Source organism: Variovorax sp. Varisp85, from assembly GCF_047304045.1.
Classification (GTDB): domain Bacteria; phylum Pseudomonadota; class Gammaproteobacteria; order Burkholderiales; family Burkholderiaceae_C; genus Variovorax.
Window position 1 is genome coordinate 16,396 of the sequence record NZ_JBGLYN010000050.1, and the last position, 20,501, is coordinate 36,896.

The window sequence follows — 20,501 nt, forward strand, 5'->3', positions numbered from 1 at the left end:
TCTCATCAACAAGGAAGGCAATCAATGGCGGTGGCACCGTGCACGGTCAATGCGAACGCCTGGGTTCGGGCCGCAGACCGGTCGGCCGTGCTCCGCTGGTCCCTATGGCCACTTGCTGCTACAGCCGGCATTCGTTGTCCAGAAGCGAATGTCGATTGCCAGTCTGAAGCTGCCGTCGGCAAATGGCGGCCGCACATAGCCCTACGCCGCGTAGTCTGTGCTCGTAATACGGGCGCTCGCGCTCATCGAGGACCGCGTACGAGGCCTCCAGGTTCGCGTGGTCCGGTTTCAGCCAGGCGTCGAGGCGGCGTTACGCCACGCGCAGCGTGCGGCGTGGTCGCCGCGCGGGCTTGTCCTGGCGGGCCCACTCGGCCTGTTCGATCAGGCGGCCGAGCTCGACCACGGCCGGACTGCGCTCCTTCGCGTCGCCTTCGCCGTAGGCCAGCGTGAAGTCCAGTGTCGGCAGTGCGGGCAGGCCGTCGCGCTCGTCCAGCGCCACCATGCCCGGGCGCAGGTTGTCGCGGGTGAACGTGGCCACCGCGAGGCCGCTCAGCGCGACCGTGCGCAGGTCCTGCAGGCTGTGCGAGCTGAAGGCGCCGTGCCAGGGGATGCCGGCCTTGTTCAGCGCATCGATGCTGACCTGGCGGCACACGCAGGGCGTCGGCGAATAGGCCAGCGGCAGCGAGGCGCCGTCGGGGCGCTCGAAGCCCTCGGCAGCGGCCCATACCATCGGCAGACGCCGCAGCAGCGTGCCCTCGACCGCGCCCGAGACCGACACCACCACCGCCAGGTCGAGCTCGCGCTCGCGCACCATCGTGGCCAGGTCGAGCGTCAGACCCACGCTCACCTCCAGCCGGACGTTGGGGCAACTGCGCGAGAACTGGCGCAACAGCTGCGGCAGGCCCTCGCTCATGAAGCTCTCGGGCACGCCGAAGCGCACCGTGCCTTCGATGGGCGAGCAGCGGAAGTGCCGCGTCAGCGCGTCCTGCGCCTGAAGGATGCGCTCGGCATGGCGCAGGAAGTCCTCGCCGTCGGCGGTCAGGCTCAGGCGCCGCGTGGTGCGGTGGAACAGCGGGCGCCCGACCAGTTCTTCCAGCCGGCGGATCTGGTGGCTGACCGCCGATTGCGTCAGGTGCAACTGCTCGGCGGCACGGGTGAAGCCGTTGGCCTGGTGGACGGCGATGAATGCCTGCAGCAGGCCGGTGTCGAAGCTCATGGCGCTAGATTAATGAACCAGCTTCTTGAATGGAAGGAAATTTAATCATTTGCGTAATGAAATCAGGGTCTTGAGAATGCCTGGAACCTCCTGTTTCCACTGTCGACCTTCTTTCCTTTCACGACGCGCCGATGTCTTCTTCCACCCCTCGCCATCCCACCCTTGCGCTGGCCGCCATTTGCCTGGCGGCACTGTTGTTCGGCCTGGAGATCTCCAGCGTGCCGATCATCCTGCCGGTACTGGAAGCGCGGCTGCACGCCGACTTCCAGGACCTGCAATGGATCATGAACGCCTACACCATCGCCTGCACCACGGTGCTGATGGCCACCGGCACGCTGGCCGACCGCTACGGGCGGCGCCGCGTGTTCGCGCTCACCGTAATGGCCTTCGGCATCGCATCGCTGCTGTGCGGCCTGGCGCCCAGCACAGCGGTGCTGATCGCCGGCCGCTTCTTGCAGGGCATGGCCGGCGGCGCGATGTTCATCTGCTCCATTGCGATCCTGTCGCACCAGTTCCCCGACGGCAAGGCACGCGGCCGCGCCTTCGCGATCTGGGGCGTGGTAGCCGGCATCGGTCTGGGCTTCGGCCCGGTGATCGGCGGCGTCATCGTCGCGCTGGCCAGCTGGCACTGGGTCTTCCTGGTGCACGCGCCGCTGGCGTTGCTGGGCCTGGCACTGATCATGGCCGGCGTGGCGGAGTCCAGCGACCCGCAGGCCCGCCAGCAGAAGCTGGACCTCGCCGGCATCGCCACGCTGACCGTCGCGGTGCTCGGGCTCACCTCCCTCATCACGCAGGGAGAGGGCCTGGGCTGGACCAGCACGGCCGCGCTGGGCCTGGCAGCGGCAACGGTGTTCAGCCTGATCGCGTTCGTCGCGGTCGAGCGATTGCATCCGCATCCGATGTTCGACTTCTCGGTGTTCAAGATCCGCGACTTCTCGGGCGCCATCCTCGGCTGCATCGGCATGAACTGCAGCTACTGGCCGTTCATGATCTACCTGCCGCTGTACTTCTCCGCCGGCCTGGGCTACGACACCACCACTGCCGGGCTGGCGCTCCTGTTCTACACGGTGCCCTTTCTTGTGATGCCGCCGATCGCGCAATGGCTGCTGCTGCGCTACCAGGCGCGCTTCGTGATCCCCGCCGGCCTGTTCCTGATCGGCCTGGGCTTCGCGCTGATGAAGCTGGGCAGCAGCCTCACGCACCTGGGCAACTGGACGGTGTTGCCCGGCGCGCTGATCGCCGGCATCGGTCTGGGCCTGACCACCACGCCCGCGACCAACATGACCACCGCCTCGGTGCCCGCCAACCGCGCCGGCATGGCCTCGGGCATGGACGTCAGCGCACGCCTCATCACCCTGGCCATCAACATCGCCGTGATGGGGCTGGTGCTCGTGGCGGGCATCCTGGCCGCGCTGCGCACGGCGCTGGGGCCGGCGCTCGATGCAGCGCGGCTGCGTGCGCTGGCCGAGCGGCTTGCCGGCGGGGACGTGGCGGGCGCGCAGCAGATGTTGGCGACGCTGGCTGCACCGGATGCCGCCGGCGCGATCCTCCAGGCCGCCGTGACCCATGGCTTCGGATGGGTCATGCTGTACGGCGGGCTCGGAGCTTCGTTGACCGCAGGGCTCAGCCTTGCGGTACTCGGTCGTCGGCGCGCCTCGCCCGCACAGGACGTGTTGCCCGGCGTGGCTCGCGGGCACTGAGGCTCCATCGAGCCCCGGGCGAGCATTTCGCTACCGCCTGCAGGCATCGGCAGAGCTGCCGCGGAGCGCAGCGAGCACCGGACATCGACTTCGATTTGACGGGCTCGCCTCGGTCGATTGCACAATTGCTGCTCACAGGAGCGAACCGAATGCCAGCCCTTCACCTCGTCGAACGCCTCGGAAACACCCACAAAGTCAAAGACGCCGCCAACCCGTACGAATACGACTGCGGCTATTGGGTCGTCTCAGTGCCGACCGCCGAACGGCTCGTGGCCGAGGGCGGAGACCTTTACCTTCATGACGGCCAGAACGAGCCGTCCCGATTCGGCGGAAAGATCGTTGGCTTTCGCGTACACCAAGGCGGCCCTGAGAACGGGCGCCTTGTCTTCCGCATCCAGGCGACGCCGGAACACAGGGGCGTAAAGACGGGGCGCGAAGGTTGGGGAAACGAGAAAAAGATTGTTTGGTAAAGCTCCCATGCAAGCCGTTGAAGGTGCTGACGTCGCGGGCGGCTGAACTGCTGCATTGCGATAGGAATAAAAGGAGCAAGAGTGATGACAGCCAAGGATTTGCCTGGACAGAGAGTAATCCTGCGCGGCAGCAAGGCATTCAGGAAGAACCTTCCTCGCGAAGCCATGTACAAAACTGCTACCTTCTTGGTGAATCACCACTGGGGAAACGCGCGGGAGGTGGCAGACGGAATGGGTGTTCTCCTTCTCACCTGGAACCAAGCCTTCTATCGGTATGGGCAGTTTGACTTCTTTAAGCTTGAGCGATGCATAGAGAAGAATATGTCCTATCTGGAGAGCCTCCGTACGCGGAACATCTTGGAATTCGGCGAAGCTGACGAGTCTCTCGTTCGAAGGCTCTTCAAAGGTTTTTCTGCTGCGCTGGCGATTCGGAGCGGATCTAAAAAGGGAACGCAGAGTCCCGTTGCCACTGCTAAAGCGCTGCATCTTCTGGCCCCAAGTTTCTTGCCTCTTTGGGACGACAAGATCGCACGCGGCTACGGCTGTCACTACGCAAAAGACCCTGTCGGAAAGTATCTCGATTTCCTGTGGATGACGAAAGCCATTGCAACTGGTTTGTCGAAAAATTTGCAGAATGGCGCTGACGGATCTAGCGCGATTAAGGTCATCGACGAGTACAACTTTGCACGTTTCACAAGAGGCTGGGTTGATGCCTAACAGGTTCTTCGAAACGGACATGCAGCGGTATTGCGCCGCGCTTGTCGACATGGGCTGCTTCCTACTGCTGCAACTGGCGGCTCTTGGCCCGGTAGCTGATACTTCAGCAGTCGCTCGAGCGCGAAGCGGACTTCTGCTAGTCAATCACGATTCATCCCAACGCACCGAGCAGGATGCGCCGAATCTGCAGAGGTCGACTAAGTCATTGAGCGCGATTCGACAACGGCCCTTTTGAGCCGTCAGGGACGGCGGCACGATTGCGGGAATGCATGCCTCGGATGCGAGCGCCAGATGCCCGCTGTTGAGCCACATAAGGAGTGGCTTACAGCATGAGCGCCCCCGATATGTACGTGCGCCCGCCTTCGGATGCCGCGTCGCGTAACACCATGCTATGGCGATCTTGCATTCCATTCCTCTATGAAGCGAGAGGCACGCGACTTCATGCATTCGATCGCGGCTTCACGGGTCGGCTGCTGGGTAACCAACAGCACGCAGCACCGCGTGATTTCGTGCCGCAGTTCGGCCCGCGCGGTGTAGGCGCCATCAAGAGAAATCTCGAGCTCTACCGAGCAGCTCCAGCCTTCAGGCAGATCGGAATCCATCAAGACAGCGGGCATGGTCTCTGAAGCATGAGTGGATCGAAGCGTTGCAGTCCGTGAGCGAAAGCTCCTGGTGGCAGACTGTGCGATTTCATGCGCTTCTCCAGTGTGTCGACGAACCGGCACCGCTTTCTACCGTCTGAGCACAGAGCGTTTGGCCGTCAAGTCACTGTAGAAGTTGCACCGCATGCGCACATGAGCGGTTCGCCCCTTCTCTACCGAGACAAACGCCCCGCCGCTCCTGCGACCGCTCATGACAAAGCGCCTGCCGCCGGGCATCGTAGGAAAGTCCCTCTCAGCCGGAGTCGCTTTTTGAGGATACCGGTCGCCTCGCCAAATGCCATGTTCGGCTCAATCGGCAGCGTGCCGGTCACACCCGGCACATGACCCGCGTGGGCCACATTTCTGCTGCAATCGAGACATGAACAATGACCTCCCAACAGGCGCCGTGGCACTCGTGGCGAAGCCGTTGACTTCCCAAGCCTTCACGCCGTATGGCATCGTGATCGAGGTGCCCGCCGTCGAAGGCCGGCCCATCAACGGCGGCAATGCGCGGCGCTTCGACTTGCTCGACGACCTGCGGCTCGACGCCGAAGGCGGCCGGCCGATGCTGGCGCTGTTCCGCGCGCAGGCGCGGCGCTTTCCGCACGAGGTATCGGAGATGGAGCGCCATGCGCTCGGCAGCCAGAGCTTCGTGCCGCTGGGCGACAGGCGCTTCGTGATCGTGGTCGCCCGCGCGGGCGAGGCGCCCACGTCAGCGAAGCAACTCGCGGCCTTCGTCACCGACGGGCGCCAGGGCGTGGTGCTTGCGCCCGGCACCTGGCATCACGCGCTGCTGGCGGTGGATGCGGGCGACTTCGTGGTGATCGAACGCGCGGGGGGCGGCGTCGATTGCGACATCTGCCTTCTTCGGCAGAGCGGCAGCGTGCGGCTCTGAAGCCCCGGCTTCAGCCCACGATGCGCTGTGCCAGCGCAACCAGCGACCGGTCCGACCCGGCCGGCCCGAGCAGCGAAATGCCCAGCGGCGCACCCTCGCGCGTGGCCAGCGGAATCGACAGCTGCGGAAAGCCCGCCAGGCCCGCAATGCACAGCATGCGGATCGCGCGGTTGCGGTAGTCCTCCATCGAAGCCTCGCTGTCGCTGCGCAGCGGCGCGATGTCTGGCATGGTCGGCAGGAGCAGCACGCCGTCGGTGCCGAGCAGGTGGGTCAGGTGCGCGCGAAAGGCCGTGCGGAAAATGCGCGCGGTCGTCACCTGCGCATCGGTCACTTCGCGCGACCACGCAAAGCGCTCGGCCACGCCCGGGCCGAGCGGCGGCGCGTAGCGCTCGATCAACGGTCCGTCGGTGAGCCAGGCCTCGCGCGACTGCAGGTAGCGGAAGTGCCAGTACATCGCGTCGAAGGATTCCAGCGCCACCGTGGTGCCTTGCGCGGGGCCGAGCAGATCCTGCACGCGGCCGGCCGCGCCCTGGAGCGCATCGGCCGCGGCGGGCACAGCCAGCGCCCAGACGTCATCGGGCCGCAGCAGCCGCACGCGCTCGGGCAAGGTGGCCGCGTCGGCACCCAGCAGCACATCGGCCACGCGCGCAAATGTGCCGACGTCGCGCGCAAACCAGCCACAGGTGTCGAAGCTCGGCGCCAGGTCGAGCGCCCCTTCGAGGCTCACGCGGCCGTGCGTCGGACGCAGGCCGTACAGGCCGCAGTGGTTGGCCGGCGCACGCACCGAGCCGCCGGTGTCGGTACCGAGCGCGAAGTCGCACAGATTCGACGACACCGCCGAGGCCGAGCCCGACGACGAGCCGCCCGCGATGCGCAGCGGCGCTCCGCCATTGACCGGTGCGCCGAAGTGCGCGTTGTTGCCGTTCATCGAGAACGCGAGTTCGTCGGTCACGGTCTTGCCGGCGAAGCGTGCGCCGGCATCGAGCAGTTTCTGCACCGTGGGCGCGGTGCGGGTCTTGATGCCCGACATCGCCAGCACGAAGGGGTTGCCGCCGCCCGTGGGGTAACCGGCCACATCGAACAGGTCTTTTGCTGCAAAGCTCAGGTCGACGAGCGGACCGGTCGCAGCGCGCGGCACTGGCGCATCGGGGTACGGAACGAAGGCGTGGGCGGGGTCGTGCAGGGGCATGGCGATGGATGGGGCGTGTGGGGGTGGTCAGTCAGGCGACGAGCACCGGCGCGATGGCCGCCGCCGCATCGGTATGAATGCAGCGCACGCGATGACTGGGTGCAAGCTCGAGCACCGACGGCTGCGCCGCGCGGCAGGCATCGCTCGCGAGCGCACAGCGCTCGGCAAAGGCACAGCCGGGCGGCAACGCGGACAGGTCGGGCGGCGCGCCGCCGATGGTTTCCAGCCGCGTGCCGCGTGCCAGCGCACCATGCGCGCGGCTCTTGAGCAGTGCAATCGTGTACGGATGGCGCGGCGAGCGGATCAGCTCGCGCGCAGTGCCTTCCTCGACGATGCGGCCCGCATACATCACGGCGATGCGATCGGCCACCTCGACGGCGGCACCGATGTCGTGCGTGACGAAGATCACCGACAGCCCCAGGTCGCGTTGCAGCTCGCGCAGCAGCAGCAGGATCTGGATCTGCACCGTGGCGTCGAGCGCGGTGGTGGGCTCGTCGGCCAGCAGCAGCTGGGGCTTGCAGGCGAGTGCCAGCGCGATCATGGCGCGCTGGCGCATGCCGCCCGACATCTCGTGCGGATAGGCCTGCAGGCGCCGTTCGGGGCTCGGAATGCGCACACGCTCGAACAGCGCCAGCGCGCGATGTTGCGCCTCGGCCTGCGTGACCGATTCGTGCCGTCGGATCGACTCGACGATCTGCGCGCCCACCGAATACACCGGATCGAGCGCCAGCAGCGGCTCCTGGAAAATCATCGATGCGACCTTGCCGCGGAAGTCGGCCAGCTCGCGCTGCGACATCGCGAGCACGTCGCGCCCGGCCACCTGCACCGTGCCGCCCATGCGGGTGCGGCGCTCGGGGTGCAGTCGCAGCAGGGTGCGCATGGTCACGCTCTTGCCTGAGCCGGACTCGCCGATCAGCGCGACGACCTCGCCGCGCTGCACTTCAAGGCTCACGCCGCTGACGGCGTGCACCGGCTTGCGACCGCCACTGAAGGTGACGCTGAGGTCGCGCAGGCGGACCATCGGTTTATCGTTGTCGCTCATGCTGCTTTCCTCGGGGTTTCGATGGCCATCGGATGCCCGCTGCCCGCCTCGTGGATCAGGCAGCTCACCGCGTGCTGCGAGCCGGTGACGATGCGCTCGGGAACGACCTTGGCGCACACCGGCGCGGCCAGCGCACAGCGCGGATGAAAGCGGCAGCCCGAGGGCGGGTTGATGGGGTTCGGCGGATCGCCCGCGAGCGCTGCTTCTTCGGTGCGGTGGTCCGGGTCCATCGACGGCATGGAAGAAAGCAGCGCACGCGTGTAGGGGTGAGCGGGTGCGTCGTACAGCGCATCGGCCGGGCCGATCTCGGCCACCTGGCCGAGGTACATCACCATCACGCGGTCGCTCACGTAGCGCACCACGTTGAGGTCGTGGCTGATGAACACGTAGGTCAGCCCGAACTCGGCCTTCAGGTCGAGCAGCAGGTTGATGACCTGCGCCTCCACCGATTTGTCGAGCGCGGAGACGGCTTCGTCGAGAATCACCATGCGCGGCTGCAATGCGAGGGCCCGCGCGATATTTACGCGCTGCCGCTGGCCACCCGAGAGTTCATGCGGGTAGCGCTCGGCAAAGCGTTGCGGCGACAGGCCCACGCGGGCGAGCAGGTCGCGCGCACGTTCAACCGATTCGCGCCGCGACACTCCGTGCACCTGCGGCCCGAAGGCGATCGAATCTTCGATGGTGAGGCGCGGGTTGAGGGAGGCGTAGCTGTCCTGAAACACCATCTGCACCTGGCGGCGGAATTCTTTCAGCGGCAGGTCCCGGCTGCCGACTTCCCGGCCGTCGAACACGACTTCGCCGCGCGTCGGCTCGATCAGCTGCATCAGCAGTCGGGCGGTGGTCGACTTGCCGCAGCCCGACTCGCCGACCACGCCGAGCGTTTCGCCCTTGAGCACCTCGAAGTCCACGCCGTCGACCGCCCGCACGACGCCACCGCCGCGGCCGAGCGGGTCTTTCTTGAGCGGGAAGTGCTTGACCAGGCCCTTGATGGTGAGGAGCGGTTGGGCGGGGCCGCCGATATCCTTCAGTGCGTCCATGGCTTCACCCCTTGTTGTCCATCGCCGAGCGAAGTCCGTCGGACAGGATGTTGAAAGAGATCGAAGTGATGAAGATCATCGCGCCCGGCAACGCAGCGACCCATGGCTGCACATAGATCGCAGTGCGCAGCGTGTTGAGCATCAGGCCCCATTCGGGTTCCGGCGGCTTCACGCCCAAACCCAGGAACGACAGGCCCGAGGCCAGGATCATCGACACCGCGATCAGGCTGGTGGCGTAGACGAAGATCGGCCCGAGCACATTGCCCAGCACATGCACCCGCACGATGTTGAAGGGGCTGGCGCCCGAAGCGCGCGCCGCTTCCACGTAGTCGCGAGTGCGCACCTGCGTGGTGACGCTCTCGGCCACGCGCGCGATCTGCGGAATGAACACGATGGTCAGCGAGATCAACGAATTGACCACCCCCGCACCCAGCGTGCCCGACAGAGCGATGGCCAGCAGCACCGAGGGAAAGGCGTAGAACACGTCGATGGTGCGCATGATCAGCGTGTTGGTCAGCCCGCCCGCATAACCGGCGACGATGCCGATGATCGTGCCCAGCACGAAGGCGCACAGCACCGGCGTGATGCCGATGAACAGCGACAGCCGCGCGCCGACGATAAGGCGCGAGAGCATGTCGCGGCCCAGCTCGTCGCTGCCCAGCGGAAGGCCCTCGGTGCCTATGGGCTTGAGGCGCTTGAGCATCGACGACTGGTACGGGTCGGCCGGCGCGAACCATGTGCCGAAGACAGCGAGCGCGATCAGCAGCAACACGACGATGGCCGCGCCGACGGCGACCGGGTCACGCCGCAGACGCAGCCACACCGAAACCCAGTAGCCGCGAGAGCGCTGGGCCGGCAAGGGTTCGACGGCAACGGCGGAAGAGATGGGAAGCACGGTGGACATTGCTTGGCGGCTTTCTTCTTCAGGCACGCGCGATGCGCGGATCGAGCAAGGTCTGCAGCACGTCGACCAGCAGGTTCAGCAGCACGAAGAACAGCGCCAGCACGAGGATCGTTCCCTGCAGCAGCGGCAGGTCGCGCTGGAAGATGGCCGAGTTGAGCAGGAAGCCGGTGCCCGGCCACGAGAACACGGTCTCGATGAGGATCGAGCCGCCGAGCAGATAGCCCAGCTGCAGGCCCATCACGGCCAGCGCCGTGGGCGCCGCGTTCTTCACCATGTGGCGGAACACGCCGAGGTGAGTGAGCCCCTTGGCGCGCAGGCCCACGATGAACTCCTGGTCGAGGATGTCGGCCACCAGCGCGCGCACCGTGCGCGCGATGATGCCCATGGGAATCACCGACATCGTGAGCGCCGGCAGCAGCAGGAACTGCAGGTGCGCCCAGTCCCACGCCCAGTCGTCCGAGCCGCTGGGGCCCGCGCCGGTGGCCGGCAGCCACATGAGCTGCGACGAGAACACGATCACCATCACCATGCCCAGCCAGTAGTGCGGCACGCTCACGCCCAATACCGAGAACACCGAGGCCAGCCGGTCGACCCACGAGCCGCGAAAGTAGCCCGCCACGAAGCCGAAGAGGCAACCCAGCACGAACCCGATGAAGGTGGCCACCACCGCCAGCCGCAGCGTGTTGCCCACGGCGGTGAACACCTCGCCGGCCACCGCGCGATTGCTCGCGATGGACACGCCCAGGTCGCCGTGCACCGCGCGCCACAGCCACATCGCGAACTGCTCGGGCAGCGAACGGTTGAAGCCGTACAGCTCGCGCAGTTGCGCCTGCAGTTCGGCGGACGCATCGGGCGGCAGGATCGACACCAGCGGATCGCCGGGCGCGATGTGCACGAGCAGGAAGCACACGAGGGCCACGCCGATCATGATCGGCACGGCGTAGATCACGCGGCGCAGGAGGTAGGCGAACATGGCTCGTGGCTGGCTGCGGGAGGGGGTCAGTCCATCGTCATGGTGGCGATGTCGATGAACCAGCTTTTCGGCTGCACCACGTTCTTGATCTTGGACGAGAGTGCGCGCGGCCCCACGTCGTGGGCGATCCACACGAACGGCGCGTCGTCCACGATGTGCGTGTGCAGCTTTGCGAGCGCGGCGTCGCGCACCTTGTCGTCGAAGCTGGTGCGCGCGTCGGCCACCAGCTTGTCGACCTCGGGGCTGCCGTAGTAGCCCCAGTTGTTCGACACCGGTGGGAAGGCCTTGGTGCTCACGAAGCGCACCATCGCGAAGAACGGGTCCATCGCTGCGAAGCTGATGTTGACCGCATTGGCGCCATTGGCCGAGGGGTCCTTCGCGCCCTTGCGCCAGTTGGTGAAGAGCGTGTTCCATTCGATCACGTCGAACTGCACGTCGAAGTAGCACTGCTTGAGCGACTGCTGCGCGAACTCGTTCATCGGCAGCGGCTGCATCTGGCCCGAGCCCGAGGCCGATATCTGCACCTTCACCTTGATCGGTTTGGCCGCGGAGTAGCCGGCCTGCGTCATGAGGGCCTGCGCGGCCTTCACGTCGTAGCGGATGTCGAAGCTGGGCTTGCCGAACCACGGGTGGCCCGGCGGCACCGTGCCTTTGGGCTCGGCCATCATGCCGCCCAGCAGTTGCTTCATGCCGCCGCGGTCGATGCACAGGTTGGCCGCCTGGCGCACGCGCTTGTCGAGCCAGGGCGAGCCTTCGGCGAACGAGAGTTGCCATGGCCATACGTGCGGCTGCGCGTTCGAATAGATCTTGAAGCCGCGTTGCGTGATCTGCGCCATGGCGTCGGGCGCGGGCGCCTCGATCCAGTCGACCTGGCCGCCCAGTAGCGCGGCGGTGCGCGCATTGGCTTCGGGCATCGGCAGCATCACGACCTTGTCGATCTTCGGCACGCGCCTGGCGTCCCAGTAGCCCTTGTTGGCGGCCAGCTCCAGCCGCTCCCGCGCCACGAAGCGCGTGACCTTGAACGGACCCGAGCCGGCAGGGTCGGCGGCGAAGGCGGTCCAGGCGGCCTTGGCCTTGTCTGCAGGCGTGGCGCCTGCGGCGGCATCGAACTTCTTCTGCCAGTGCGCGGGCGAGGCCATGAACAGGTTCGTGAGGTTGATCGGCAGGAAGGCGTCGGGCTCGCTGGTGGTGAGCTCGACCGTCGTGTCGTCGATCTTGCGCGCCGACTTGAGCGTGGGCATGCGCGAAGCCGTCACGCCGACCTGGCTGGGGTCGAACTGCGGGGCGTCCTTGTCGAGAACCTTCTGCACGTTCCACACCACGGCGTCGGCGGAGAAGGCCGAACCGTCATGGAACTTGACGCCGGGGCGCAGCTTGAAGACCCACTTGGTCTTGTCCTTGGCGTCCACTGCCCACGAGGTGGCGAGGCCGGGAACCAGCACGCTCGGTGCGTCGGCCTTCGACAGATCCCACTGCGTGAGCGAATCGTAGATTGGAATGCCGGTGAAGCGGTTGCCCTCGAAGCCCTGGTCGGGCTGGCCCAGCGTGCGCGGAATGTCGGCTGCCGTCATGGCGATGCGCAGCGTCTTTTCCTGTGCCATCGCATGGGGGGCGACCAGGGCCAGGGTCGCGATTGCCGCGCAGGCGGCCAGGGGCTTCAGGAACGGGGCAGGGGCAGCACGCTTCACATGGAACTCCGTTGGGTGGAATGGCGAAAAGGACGAAAGGAAACGCTCAAGCACGACATGTGCCAACAAGCGATCAGTCCCTGGATCCATGTCCACGACCAGCGCGGGCGCGCGAGGTGCCAGGTCAGGCCGGTGGTGAGTGCGCCGCGCTGCACGATCTCGTCGAATGCCGGCGCGCCGATGTCATGTCATGCACCGGCCACGGCGCAATCCACACGCTCGGCTCTCTCCCCCTCAAGCCATGACCCACACCTTGCGCACCGTTTCGATGGTGCGCCAGGTGCCGACGTAGCCAGGCTTCATGATGAAGCAGTCGCCGGCTCCGTAAGTCACCGGGCTCTGACCTGCCTCGGTGATCTCGACCAGGCCGGACAGGATCAGGCAGAACTCCCAGGTCTCACCCTTGATGGAATGGTTCACACCGGGTGTCGACTCCCACACGCCAGCGCGCACCTTGCCGTCCTTGGCGCTGTCGACGTCCCAGTTGCGGCACACGATGTCGCCTTCGATGACGCGTTCGGCCGGCGGCCGGTATTCGCGCGGTTCGCCGAGCTGGTCGAGGTTGAAGTTGACGAGCAGATTGTTTGACATGAAAGGTCTGGTGAAGTTGAACACGGGATCTTTCATGCTAGGGTCGTGCGCTTCCGCGTGGGTGCCGAAGTCGATGCCGGAATCGGTGGCAAATGCGCGATTGGCGGCCCGCCGCAGCGCGATCTGCCTGCACGCAGCGGCTACGGGCTGACGGCCGCCGCACCGATCGCGACCGGGCTCGTCACATCTGGGAACGTTCTTCACAGCAGCGAAGTGCGCCGTTGCGGGGGCCGGCGCGTTGGACACCCATGAGGGCTTATTTTTTCCGCCCTCCAGGAGTCCCCAATGACTTTTCGCAGAACTGTTCTCAAGCTCGCCGCTGCCGGCGTCGTCGCCGCAGGCACCTTGGGCATGGCCGCATCGGCCAATGCAGAAACAAGCTGGTCCATCGGCATCGGCGTGCCGGGCGTGGTCGTCAGCGAGCCGCCGCCGGTCTACTACGAGCCGGCGCCCGTCTATACGCCGCCGCCCACCTATTACCAGCCCCCGCCGCCGGTGCGCTACCAGCAGCCCGCGTATTCGGTTCCGCCTCCGGTCTACTACGAGCCCGACTCGCGCTGGGAAGAACGCCGCGCCGAGCGCCGTGAATGGCGTCGCCGGCAATGGGAGCGCGAACAGCACCGCCGCTATTACGAGGAACGCTACTGATCCGACCGGGTTGCTCCTCGTGTAGGCACCCGCCCACGCGCATGGTTTGCTTTCTCCCGCACCGGTGAGGCTGCGCCGCGGCCAGTCTGCAGGCCTGCCTGTTTCAAGGAGACCTGATCGTGAAAAGCATCATCCTCTGGCTGTGCGGCGTACCCCTGATCGTGATCATCGGCCTGAAGATCTTCGGGATTCTTTGACGAAACAAGAAGAAAAGCGAAGTCGAAGAAGAAACGGATCGGTTCCTCCTCACGGCGCATCCGTGCGCCGTTAAGCGCCTCCCTCGTGGGGCGCTTTTTTTGTCTCTCTCGTCAGTGCGTCTCGCGGCGCAGCTGCTGCACGTCTTCATGCAGCGACTGGGCCCAGGCGCGGCGCTCGCGGCCGTGCGGATGCTGCGGTTCGCCGAAGCGCACGATGGCCAGCAGCGGCGGCGCACGCAGCGTGTTCCATAGCGACGCGGCGAGGCTGTCGTCGTCGATGTAGCGCGGGGCCTGGCTGGTTTCGCCGGTGGCCGCATCGGCAAAACGCAGTGCAGCGGGCAGCACGGGTGCGCCCGAGGAAATGGCCGCCTGCAGCAGGTTGGCATGGAACGGCAGCAGGCCGCGGCCGTCGCTGGTCGTGCCTTCGGGGAACACGCCGATCAGGTCGCCGTTGCACAGCGCCTCGGTCATGTGGTGCACCACGCGCAGCGCGTCGCGGCGGCGTTCGCGCTCGATGTAGAGCGTGCCGGAGCCATTCGACAGCGTGCCGATCAGCGGCCAGTTCTTGACGTCCGACTTCGACACGAAGCGCACATGGCGTGCCGCGTGGATGCAGGTGATGTCGAGCCAGGAGAGGTGGTTGCAGATCAGCAGGACCGGACCTTCGGGCGGCGGCGTGCCCTGCACCTTGAGCGTGATGCCCATGATCTCGAGCATGCGCTTCGACCATGCCTGCACACGTGCATTGCGCTCGGGCTGCGAGAGGCCGGGGAAGGTGAAACGGATCGTCCACCAGCCGGCCAGCGCATGCGCGATCGCATGCAGGAGGCGCCAGCAGGCTTTCAGCGAATGAAACATCAGACGTGCGCCCTCTCAGCTACTTTCTTCAATGTCAATGCATGGTCGCGGAACACCGCGGAACCGGCTCTGCCGGGCCGCTGGTGTTGCCCCCTGCAAGGGGGTTGGCGTAGCGACACGAAGTGCGCGAAGACTGGGGGCGAGCTTCATTTCTAGCCGTGGACGACGCGGCCTGCCACCAGTGTGTGGCGCACGCGGCCCTGCATGGGGTAGCTGGCGAACGGCGTGTGCTTGCCCTGGCTCTTGAGCGCATCGGGCTGCACCTGCCATTCGAGCGCCGGGTCGAACACGCACAGGTCGGCCACACCGCCTTCGACGAGGCGGCCGATGCCGGTGCCCGCGTCGGCGGACGCCAGCAGGTGCGCCGGCGCCGAGGTGATGACCTCGATGGCGCGCGCCATGCCCGCGCCGCTGCGCTCGCCCCACTGCAGCGCGAGCGGCAGCAGCAGTTCGAGGCCCGTCGCGCCCGGTTCGCTCTCGGCGAAGGGCAGCGTCTTGGCGTCGGCCTCGACTGGCGTGTGGTCGGACACCAGCGCGTCGATGGTGCCGTCGGCCAGCGCGGCCGAGAGCGCGTCGCGGTCGCCCTGCTGGCGCAGCGGCGGGTTCAGGCGGGCGCGGCTGTCGAAGTAGCCGATGTCGGTGTCGGCCAGGTGCAGCGAGTTGATGCTGACGTCGCAGGTCAGCGGCAGGCCCTGCGCCTTGGCCTCGCGCACCAGTGCCACGCCGCGCGCGCTGGAGATGCGGCACAGGTGCACGCGCGCGCCGGTGGCCTTCATGAGCTCGACGATGGTGAAGATGGCGATCGTCTCGGCCGACACGGGCACGCCCGCGAGGCCGAGCCGCGTGGCGAGCGGGCCGCTGGCCGCGACGCCCTTGCCGAGGTCGCGGTCCTGCGGACGCAGCCACACGGTGTAGCCGAAGGTGCTGGCGTACGACAGCGCGCGCTGCAACACCTGCGTGTCGGCCAGCGGCACGTCGGCCTGGCTGAAGCCGATGCAGCCGGCTTCGGTGAGTTCGGCCATCTCGGTCAGCACGCCGCCGGCCAGGCCGCGCGTGAGCGCACCGAGCGGGAACAGGCGTGCGCGCTGCAGCTTCTCGGCGCGGAACTTGAGCATCTCGACAAGGCCGGGCTCGTCGAGCACCGGGTCGGTGTCGGGCGGACACACGAGGCTGGTGACGCCGCCGGCGATGGCCGCGGCCATTTCGCTTTCAAGCATGCCTTCGTGTTCGTAGCCGGGCTCGCGCAGGCGCGCGGCGAGATCGACGAGGCCGGGGGCGACGATGCAGCCCGTGGCATCGAGGGTGCGCTCGGCCTTGAAGCCCGCGGGGATGTTGCCGATGCCGGCAATGCGGCCATCACTGATGACGACGTCGGCCTTCTTGTCGACGCCGGAGGCGGGATCGATCACGCGCCCGTTGGAAATAAGAATGTTCATGCGTCTGTTCTTCCGGTGGCAGTCGGGGCCTTTTCGGGAAACACCGTGGAACCGGCTTCGCCGGGCCACCGGTGTTGCCCCCGGCAGGGGGTTGGCGAAGCGACACGAAGTGCGCGAAGACGGGGGGCGAGCAACATCTTTATGCTTCGTTGCCTGCGACGATGCTCATGACGGCCATCCGGACGGCAATGCCGAAGGTGACCTGCGGCAGGATCACGCTTTGCTTGCCGTCGACCACGGCGGAGTCGATTTCCACGCCGCGGTTGATGGGGCCGGGGTGCATCACGATGGCGTCGGGCTTGGCCAGCTGCAGCTTCTCGGGCGTGAGGCCGAAGGTCTTGAAGAACTCCTGCGACGACGGCAGCAGCGCGCCGCTCATGCGCTCGTTCTGCAGGCGCAGCATGATGACCACGTCGCAGTCCTTGATGCCCTCCTCGAGCGTGTGGCACACGCGCACGCCCATGCCGGCCATGTCGCCGGGCACCAATGTCTTGGGACCGACCACGCGCACTTCGGCGCAGCCGAGCGTGGTGAGCGCATGGATGTCGGAGCGCGCCACGCGCGAGTGCAGCACGTCGCCGACGATCGCGACCGTGAGGTTCGCAAAGTCCTTCTTGTAGTGGCGGATCGTGTACATGTCGAGCAGCCCCTGCGTCGGGTGCGCATGGCGGCCGTCGCCAGCATTCACCACGTGTACGTGCGGCTCGACGTGCTGAGCGATCAGGTACGGCGCACCCGACTCGCTGTGGCGCACCACGAACAGGTCGGCGGCCATGGCGCTGAGGTTGGCGATCGTGTCGAGCAGCGACTCGCCCTTGGTGGCCGAAGAGCGCGCGATGTCGAGGTTGATGACGTCCGCGGAGAGGCGCTTGGCCGCGATCTCGAAGGTGGTGCGGGTGCGGGTGCTGTTCTCGAAGAAGAGGTTGAACACGCTCTTGCCGCGCAGCAGCGGCACCTTCTTCACCTCGCGGTCGCTCACGCTGGTGAAGTTGGCGGCCGTGTCGAGGATGTGCGTGACGATGTCCTTGGGCAGGCCCTCGATCGACAGCAGGTGGATCAGCTCGCCGTTCTTGTTGAGCTGGGGGTTTCGCTTGTAGAGCATCAGCGGTTTTCCTCCACCTTGAGGCTGAAGGCGCCATCTTCGGCGCGGGCGAGGGCAAGCAGTTGCGTGTTCGGCAAGGTGAGCGTGGTGGCGGCGAAGTCGGCAGCCACCGGCAGCTCGCGCCCGCCGCGGTCGACCAGTACGGCGAGCCGCACGCTGGCTGGACGGCCGAAGTCGAACAGCTCGTTGAGCACGGCGCGGATGGTGCGGCCGGTGTAGAGCACGTCGTCGAGCAGCAGTACGTCGGCGCCATTCGCGTCGAAGGGCAGCGAGGTCTGCGCGCTGGCCGAGAGCCCGCGGCGCGCGAAGTCGTCGCGGTGCATGGCCGACGAGATGATGCCGGGCGCGCCGCTCAGGCCCAGGTCCTTCTGCAGCCGCTCGACCAGCCAGGCGCCGCCGGAAGTGACGCCCACCAGCTTCGTTTCGGGGCGCATCAGCGGCTTCACGCCGGCGAGCAGCTTCGTGTAGAGCGCTTCGGCGTCGGGGATTGAACTCACGGGAGACTCCTCAAGAATTGCTCCAGGATGATGCAGGCGGAAGCCGCATCGGCATCGCGTGCGCCCGAGGCCAGCGCCTCGGTGGTGCTGTAACGCTCGTCGACCTCGAACACCTGAAGATTGAAACGCCCGCGCAGCTGGCGCGCGAACTTCTGCGCGCGGCGGGTGTTCTCGTGCGAGGCGCCATCGGGGTGGTAGGGCACGCCGACCACCAGCGCGTCGGGCTGCCATTCCTTGATGCGCGCCTCGACCTGCGCGAAGCGGGCATCGGCGCCCTCGGCCTTGATGGTGGCCTGCGGGCTGGCGGTGCGCAGCAGCCGGTTGCCGCTGGCCACGCCGGTGCGCTTGGCGCCGAAGTCGAAGCCCAGGAAGCTCTGGAAATTGGCGGGGACAACGGCAGGTGCTGGGGGCCGAGCGCTGTCAGACATCGCCGGTCCGCTCACAGGGGGCCGCCGCGCACGGCCGCCCGAAGCGGCCGGCACGCCCCCGGTAGGGGGTTGGCGAAGCGACACGAAGTGCGCGCAGCCTGGGGGTGAGCCAGGTTCATCATGCGTGACCCGCGTCCGGGGAAAGCTTCCAGGCCTCCAGACCGAGCAGCAGCAAGGCCTTGTCGTAGCGCTGCTCCACGGGCGTGTCGAAGATCACGGCCGGGTCGGCGCCCACGGTGAGCCAGCTGTTTTCGGCCAGTTCCGACTCCAGCTGGCCCTCGCCCCAGGCCGAATAGCCCAGCGAGACCAGCACCTTGCGCGGGCCGGCGCCGGTGGCCAGGGCCTCCAGCACATCCTTGGAGGTGGTCATCTCGAGCCCGCCGGGAATGGTCATGGTCGAGGCGTAGACCGATTCCTCGGGCTTCTCGGCCTGCGTGAAGACCGGCTCGTGCAGCACGAAGCCGCGTTCGGTCTGCACCGGGCCGCCCTGGAAGACGGGGGCTTCGCCCAGTTCGGGGCGGGCCAGGTGGAGCTCGATTTTCTCGAACAGCACCTTGAGGTTGATGTCGCTGGGTTTGTTGATCACGAGGCCGAGCGCTCCGCGCTCGCTGTGTTCGCAGAGGTACACGACGCTGCGGTTGAAAGTTTTGTCTTCCATCCCGGGCATCGCTATCAGAAAGTGATGCGTGAGGTTCATCGGGGCAGAATCGGCGGCCATATGCCCCCGATTTTACTGGCCGTAGACAAGACCTATCCCAAAGGGCTCATGTGGTTCCGCCGGGACCTCCGGGTGGACGACAACGCGGCCCTGTATCGCGCGCTGCGGGCCTGCCGCCAGGTGGTCTGCGCCTTCGTGTTCGACAAGGCCATCCTCGACGCCCTGCCCTCGGTCGACCGCCGGGTGGAATTCATCCGCGAATCGCTGGTGGAGCTCGAAGCCGAGCTGCGCACACTGGGCGGCGGGCTGGTCGTGCGGCATGCCGCGGCGGTGCAGGAGATTCCGGCGCTGGCGCGCGAGCTCGGCGTGCAGGCGGTGTTCGCCAACCGCGACGACGAGCCCGACGCGCTGGAGCGCGACGCCCGGGTGTTCGGGGCGCTGGCCAACGCGGGCGTGGCCTTCCACACCTACAAGGACTCGACCGTCTTCGACCGCGACGAGATCCTGACCCAGACCGGCCAGCCCTACACCGTGTTCACGCCCTACAAGCGGGCCTGGCTGGCGAAGGTCGATTCATTCTTCCTGAAGCCGTACCCGGTGCGCAGCCACGCCGACGCGCTGGCGCCCTCGCCCCAGGCCTACGGAGAGCCGGTGCCCGCGCTGCGGGAGATCGGCTTCGAGAAAAGCAACCTCTCGGCGCTGGAGATTCCCACCGGCACGCGCGGCGCGGGCCTGCTGTTCGAGGACTTCTTCGAGCGCATCGACCGCTACGCCGAGGCGCGCGACTTCCCGGCGGTGCGCGGGCCCAGTTACATGGGCGTGCACCTGCGCTTCGGCACGGTGTCGATCCGGCAGCTTGCGAGCCTGGCGCACCAACTCTCGCTGCAGGGCAATGCCGGGGCGGCGGTCTGGCTGAGCGAGCTGATCTGGCGCGAGTTCTACTTCCAGATCCTGGCGCACTTTCCGCACGTGCACGCGGGCGGCGAGTCGAAGAGCTTCCGGCCCGAGTACGACCGGATCCAGTGGCACCACGGCAAGCACGCCGACCAGCTGTTCGACGCCTGGTGCGAAGGCCGCACCGGCTATCCGCTGGTGGACGCCGCCATGCTGCAGATCAACCAGAGCGGCTACATGCACAACCGCCTGCGCATGGTGGCGGCGAGCTTCCTGTGCAAGGACCTGGGGCTGGACTGGCGGCGCGGCGAGGCCTACTTCGCGCTGCACCTGAACGACTTCGAGCTGGCCTCGAACAACGGCGGCTGGCAGTGGGCCAGTTCGAGCGGCTGCGACGCGCAGCCCTACTTCCGCATCTTCAACCCGGTGACACAAAGCGAGCGCTTCGACCCCGAGGGCAAGTTCATCCGCCGCTACCTGCCGCAGCTCGCGGGGCTGTCGAACGCGGCGATCCATGCGCCTTGGCTGGCCTCGCCGGTGGAGCTGGAGGCGGCGGGCATTACGCTCGGCGAGACGTACCCGAAGCCGGTGGTGGACCACGCCGAGGCGCGCGAGAAGACGCTGCAGCGCTACGCGGCGGCGCGGGCCAAGGTGCTGCAGAAGCCATGAGAAAGGGGCCCGAAGGCCCCTGTTCTCTGGTCGCCGCCGGGAGCGCCCCGG

Annotated in this window: 21 protein-coding genes; 7 read left to right on the forward strand and 14 right to left on the reverse strand. The window is 66.9% G+C overall.

The window, feature by feature from the left end; translation table 11 throughout:
* Positions 1-310: 310 nt before the first annotated feature.
* Entirely contained in the window at positions 311-1,216 is a 906-nt protein-coding gene (locus ACCC97_RS19330) for a LysR family transcriptional regulator (protein ID WP_007830996.1), read from the reverse strand.
* Positions 1,217-1,347: 131 nt separating this feature from the next.
* Between ACCC97_RS19330 and ACCC97_RS19335 the strand changes: the two genes are divergently transcribed.
* The 5 genes from ACCC97_RS19335 (at position 1,348) to ACCC97_RS19355 (ending at position 5,639) form a co-directional block, all read left to right on the forward strand.
* The gene (locus tag ACCC97_RS19335) at positions 1,348-2,916 is read left to right on the forward strand and encodes an MFS transporter (RefSeq protein ID WP_413334439.1); all 1,569 of its coding nucleotides are present in this window, start codon (positions 1,348-1,350) and stop codon (positions 2,914-2,916) included.
* A gap of 149 nt (positions 2,917-3,065) precedes the next feature.
* Entirely contained in the window at positions 3,066-3,386 is a 321-nt protein-coding gene (locus ACCC97_RS19340) for a hypothetical protein (protein WP_413334441.1), read from the forward strand.
* 84 nt (positions 3,387-3,470) lie between these two features.
* Positions 3,471-4,103 carry a hypothetical protein gene (locus ACCC97_RS19345; RefSeq protein WP_007830991.1) on the forward strand — a complete coding sequence of 211 codons (633 nt, stop codon included), beginning with the start codon at positions 3,471-3,473 and terminating at the stop codon, positions 4,101-4,103.
* 329 nt (positions 4,104-4,432) lie between these two features.
* Positions 4,433-4,729: a hypothetical protein gene (locus ACCC97_RS19350; protein ID WP_157632158.1), complete on the forward strand. Its 297-nt coding sequence runs from the start codon at positions 4,433-4,435 to the stop codon at positions 4,727-4,729.
* Positions 4,730-5,123: 394 nt separating this feature from the next.
* Positions 5,124-5,639: an ureidoglycolate lyase gene (locus ACCC97_RS19355; protein WP_413334443.1), complete on the forward strand. Its 516-nt coding sequence runs from the start codon at positions 5,124-5,126 to the stop codon at positions 5,637-5,639.
* A gap of 10 nt (positions 5,640-5,649) precedes the next feature.
* Here ACCC97_RS19355 and ACCC97_RS19360 read toward each other — a convergent pair whose 3' ends face one another.
* The 7 genes from ACCC97_RS19360 to ACCC97_RS19390 form a co-directional block, all read right to left on the reverse strand.
* On the reverse strand, positions 5,650-6,828 hold the full coding sequence (locus ACCC97_RS19360) for an amidase (protein ID WP_413334445.1): 1,179 nt from the start codon (positions 6,826-6,828) through the stop codon (positions 5,650-5,652).
* Positions 6,829-6,859: 31 nt separating this feature from the next.
* Complete coding sequence (locus ACCC97_RS19365) at positions 6,860-7,870, reverse strand: ABC transporter ATP-binding protein (protein WP_413334447.1); 1,011 nt, start codon at positions 7,868-7,870, stop codon at positions 6,860-6,862.
* Positions 7,867-8,907, reverse strand: a complete 1,041-nt coding sequence (locus ACCC97_RS19370) for an ABC transporter ATP-binding protein (protein ID WP_413314360.1) — start codon at positions 8,905-8,907, stop codon at positions 7,867-7,869. Before ACCC97_RS19370 ends, ACCC97_RS19365 begins: the two co-directional genes overlap by 4 nt.
* 4 nt (positions 8,908-8,911) lie before the next feature.
* The gene (locus ACCC97_RS19375) at positions 8,912-9,811 is read right to left on the reverse strand and encodes an ABC transporter permease (RefSeq protein WP_413334449.1); all 900 of its coding nucleotides are present in this window, start codon (positions 9,809-9,811) and stop codon (positions 8,912-8,914) included.
* Positions 9,812-9,830: 19 nt separating this feature from the next.
* Positions 9,831-10,784 (reverse strand): ABC transporter permease, encoded by a 954-nt coding sequence (locus ACCC97_RS19380; protein WP_413334451.1) that lies wholly within the window; start codon positions 10,782-10,784, stop codon positions 9,831-9,833.
* 26 nt (positions 10,785-10,810) lie between these two features.
* The gene (locus ACCC97_RS19385; RefSeq protein ID WP_413334453.1) at positions 10,811-12,472 is read right to left on the reverse strand and encodes an ABC transporter substrate-binding protein; all 1,662 of its coding nucleotides are present in this window, start codon (positions 12,470-12,472) and stop codon (positions 10,811-10,813) included.
* A gap of 234 nt (positions 12,473-12,706) precedes the next feature.
* On the reverse strand, positions 12,707-13,063 hold the full coding sequence (locus ACCC97_RS19390) for a cupin domain-containing protein (RefSeq protein ID WP_042673053.1): 357 nt from the start codon (positions 13,061-13,063) through the stop codon (positions 12,707-12,709).
* A gap of 285 nt (positions 13,064-13,348) precedes the next feature.
* On the opposite strand from ACCC97_RS19390, the gene ACCC97_RS19395 reads away from it, so the two are divergent.
* On the forward strand, positions 13,349-13,711 hold the full coding sequence (locus ACCC97_RS19395; RefSeq protein WP_413334455.1) for a hypothetical protein: 363 nt from the start codon (positions 13,349-13,351) through the stop codon (positions 13,709-13,711).
* 308 nt (positions 13,712-14,019) lie between these two features.
* On the opposite strand, the gene ACCC97_RS19400 is transcribed toward ACCC97_RS19395, so the two are convergent.
* From ACCC97_RS19400 to ACCC97_RS19425, 6 genes are all read right to left on the reverse strand, one after another.
* Complete coding sequence (locus ACCC97_RS19400) at positions 14,020-14,766, reverse strand: lysophospholipid acyltransferase family protein (protein WP_007830981.1); 747 nt, start codon at positions 14,764-14,766, stop codon at positions 14,020-14,022.
* Between the two features lie 152 nt (positions 14,767-14,918).
* A complete protein-coding gene (locus ACCC97_RS19405) occupies positions 14,919-16,202 on the reverse strand; it encodes a dihydroorotase (protein ID WP_007830979.1) in 1,284 nt (427 codons plus the stop codon).
* Positions 16,203-16,341: 139 nt separating this feature from the next.
* Positions 16,342-17,304, reverse strand: a complete 963-nt coding sequence (locus tag ACCC97_RS19410) for an aspartate carbamoyltransferase catalytic subunit (RefSeq protein ID WP_413334458.1) — start codon at positions 17,302-17,304, stop codon at positions 16,342-16,344.
* Positions 17,304-17,801 (reverse strand): bifunctional pyr operon transcriptional regulator/uracil phosphoribosyltransferase PyrR, encoded by a 498-nt coding sequence (gene pyrR, locus ACCC97_RS19415; RefSeq protein WP_007830976.1) that lies wholly within the window; start codon positions 17,799-17,801, stop codon positions 17,304-17,306. The genes ACCC97_RS19410 and pyrR overlap by 1 nt, the downstream gene beginning before the upstream one ends.
* Positions 17,798-18,229, reverse strand: coding sequence for a Holliday junction resolvase RuvX (gene ruvX / locus ACCC97_RS19420; protein ID WP_413334460.1), 432 nt, complete (start codon positions 18,227-18,229; stop codon positions 17,798-17,800). The genes pyrR and ruvX overlap by 4 nt, the downstream gene beginning before the upstream one ends.
* A gap of 118 nt (positions 18,230-18,347) precedes the next feature.
* Positions 18,348-18,947 carry a YqgE/AlgH family protein gene (locus tag ACCC97_RS19425; protein ID WP_007838420.1) on the reverse strand — a complete coding sequence of 200 codons (600 nt, stop codon included), beginning with the start codon at positions 18,945-18,947 and terminating at the stop codon, positions 18,348-18,350.
* Here ACCC97_RS19425 and ACCC97_RS19430 point away from each other — a divergent pair, their 5' ends adjacent.
* Positions 18,948-20,450, forward strand: a complete 1,503-nt coding sequence (locus tag ACCC97_RS19430; RefSeq protein WP_413334462.1) for a cryptochrome/photolyase family protein — start codon at positions 18,948-18,950, stop codon at positions 20,448-20,450. It begins immediately after the preceding gene.
* Positions 20,451-20,501 lie beyond the last annotated feature (51 nt).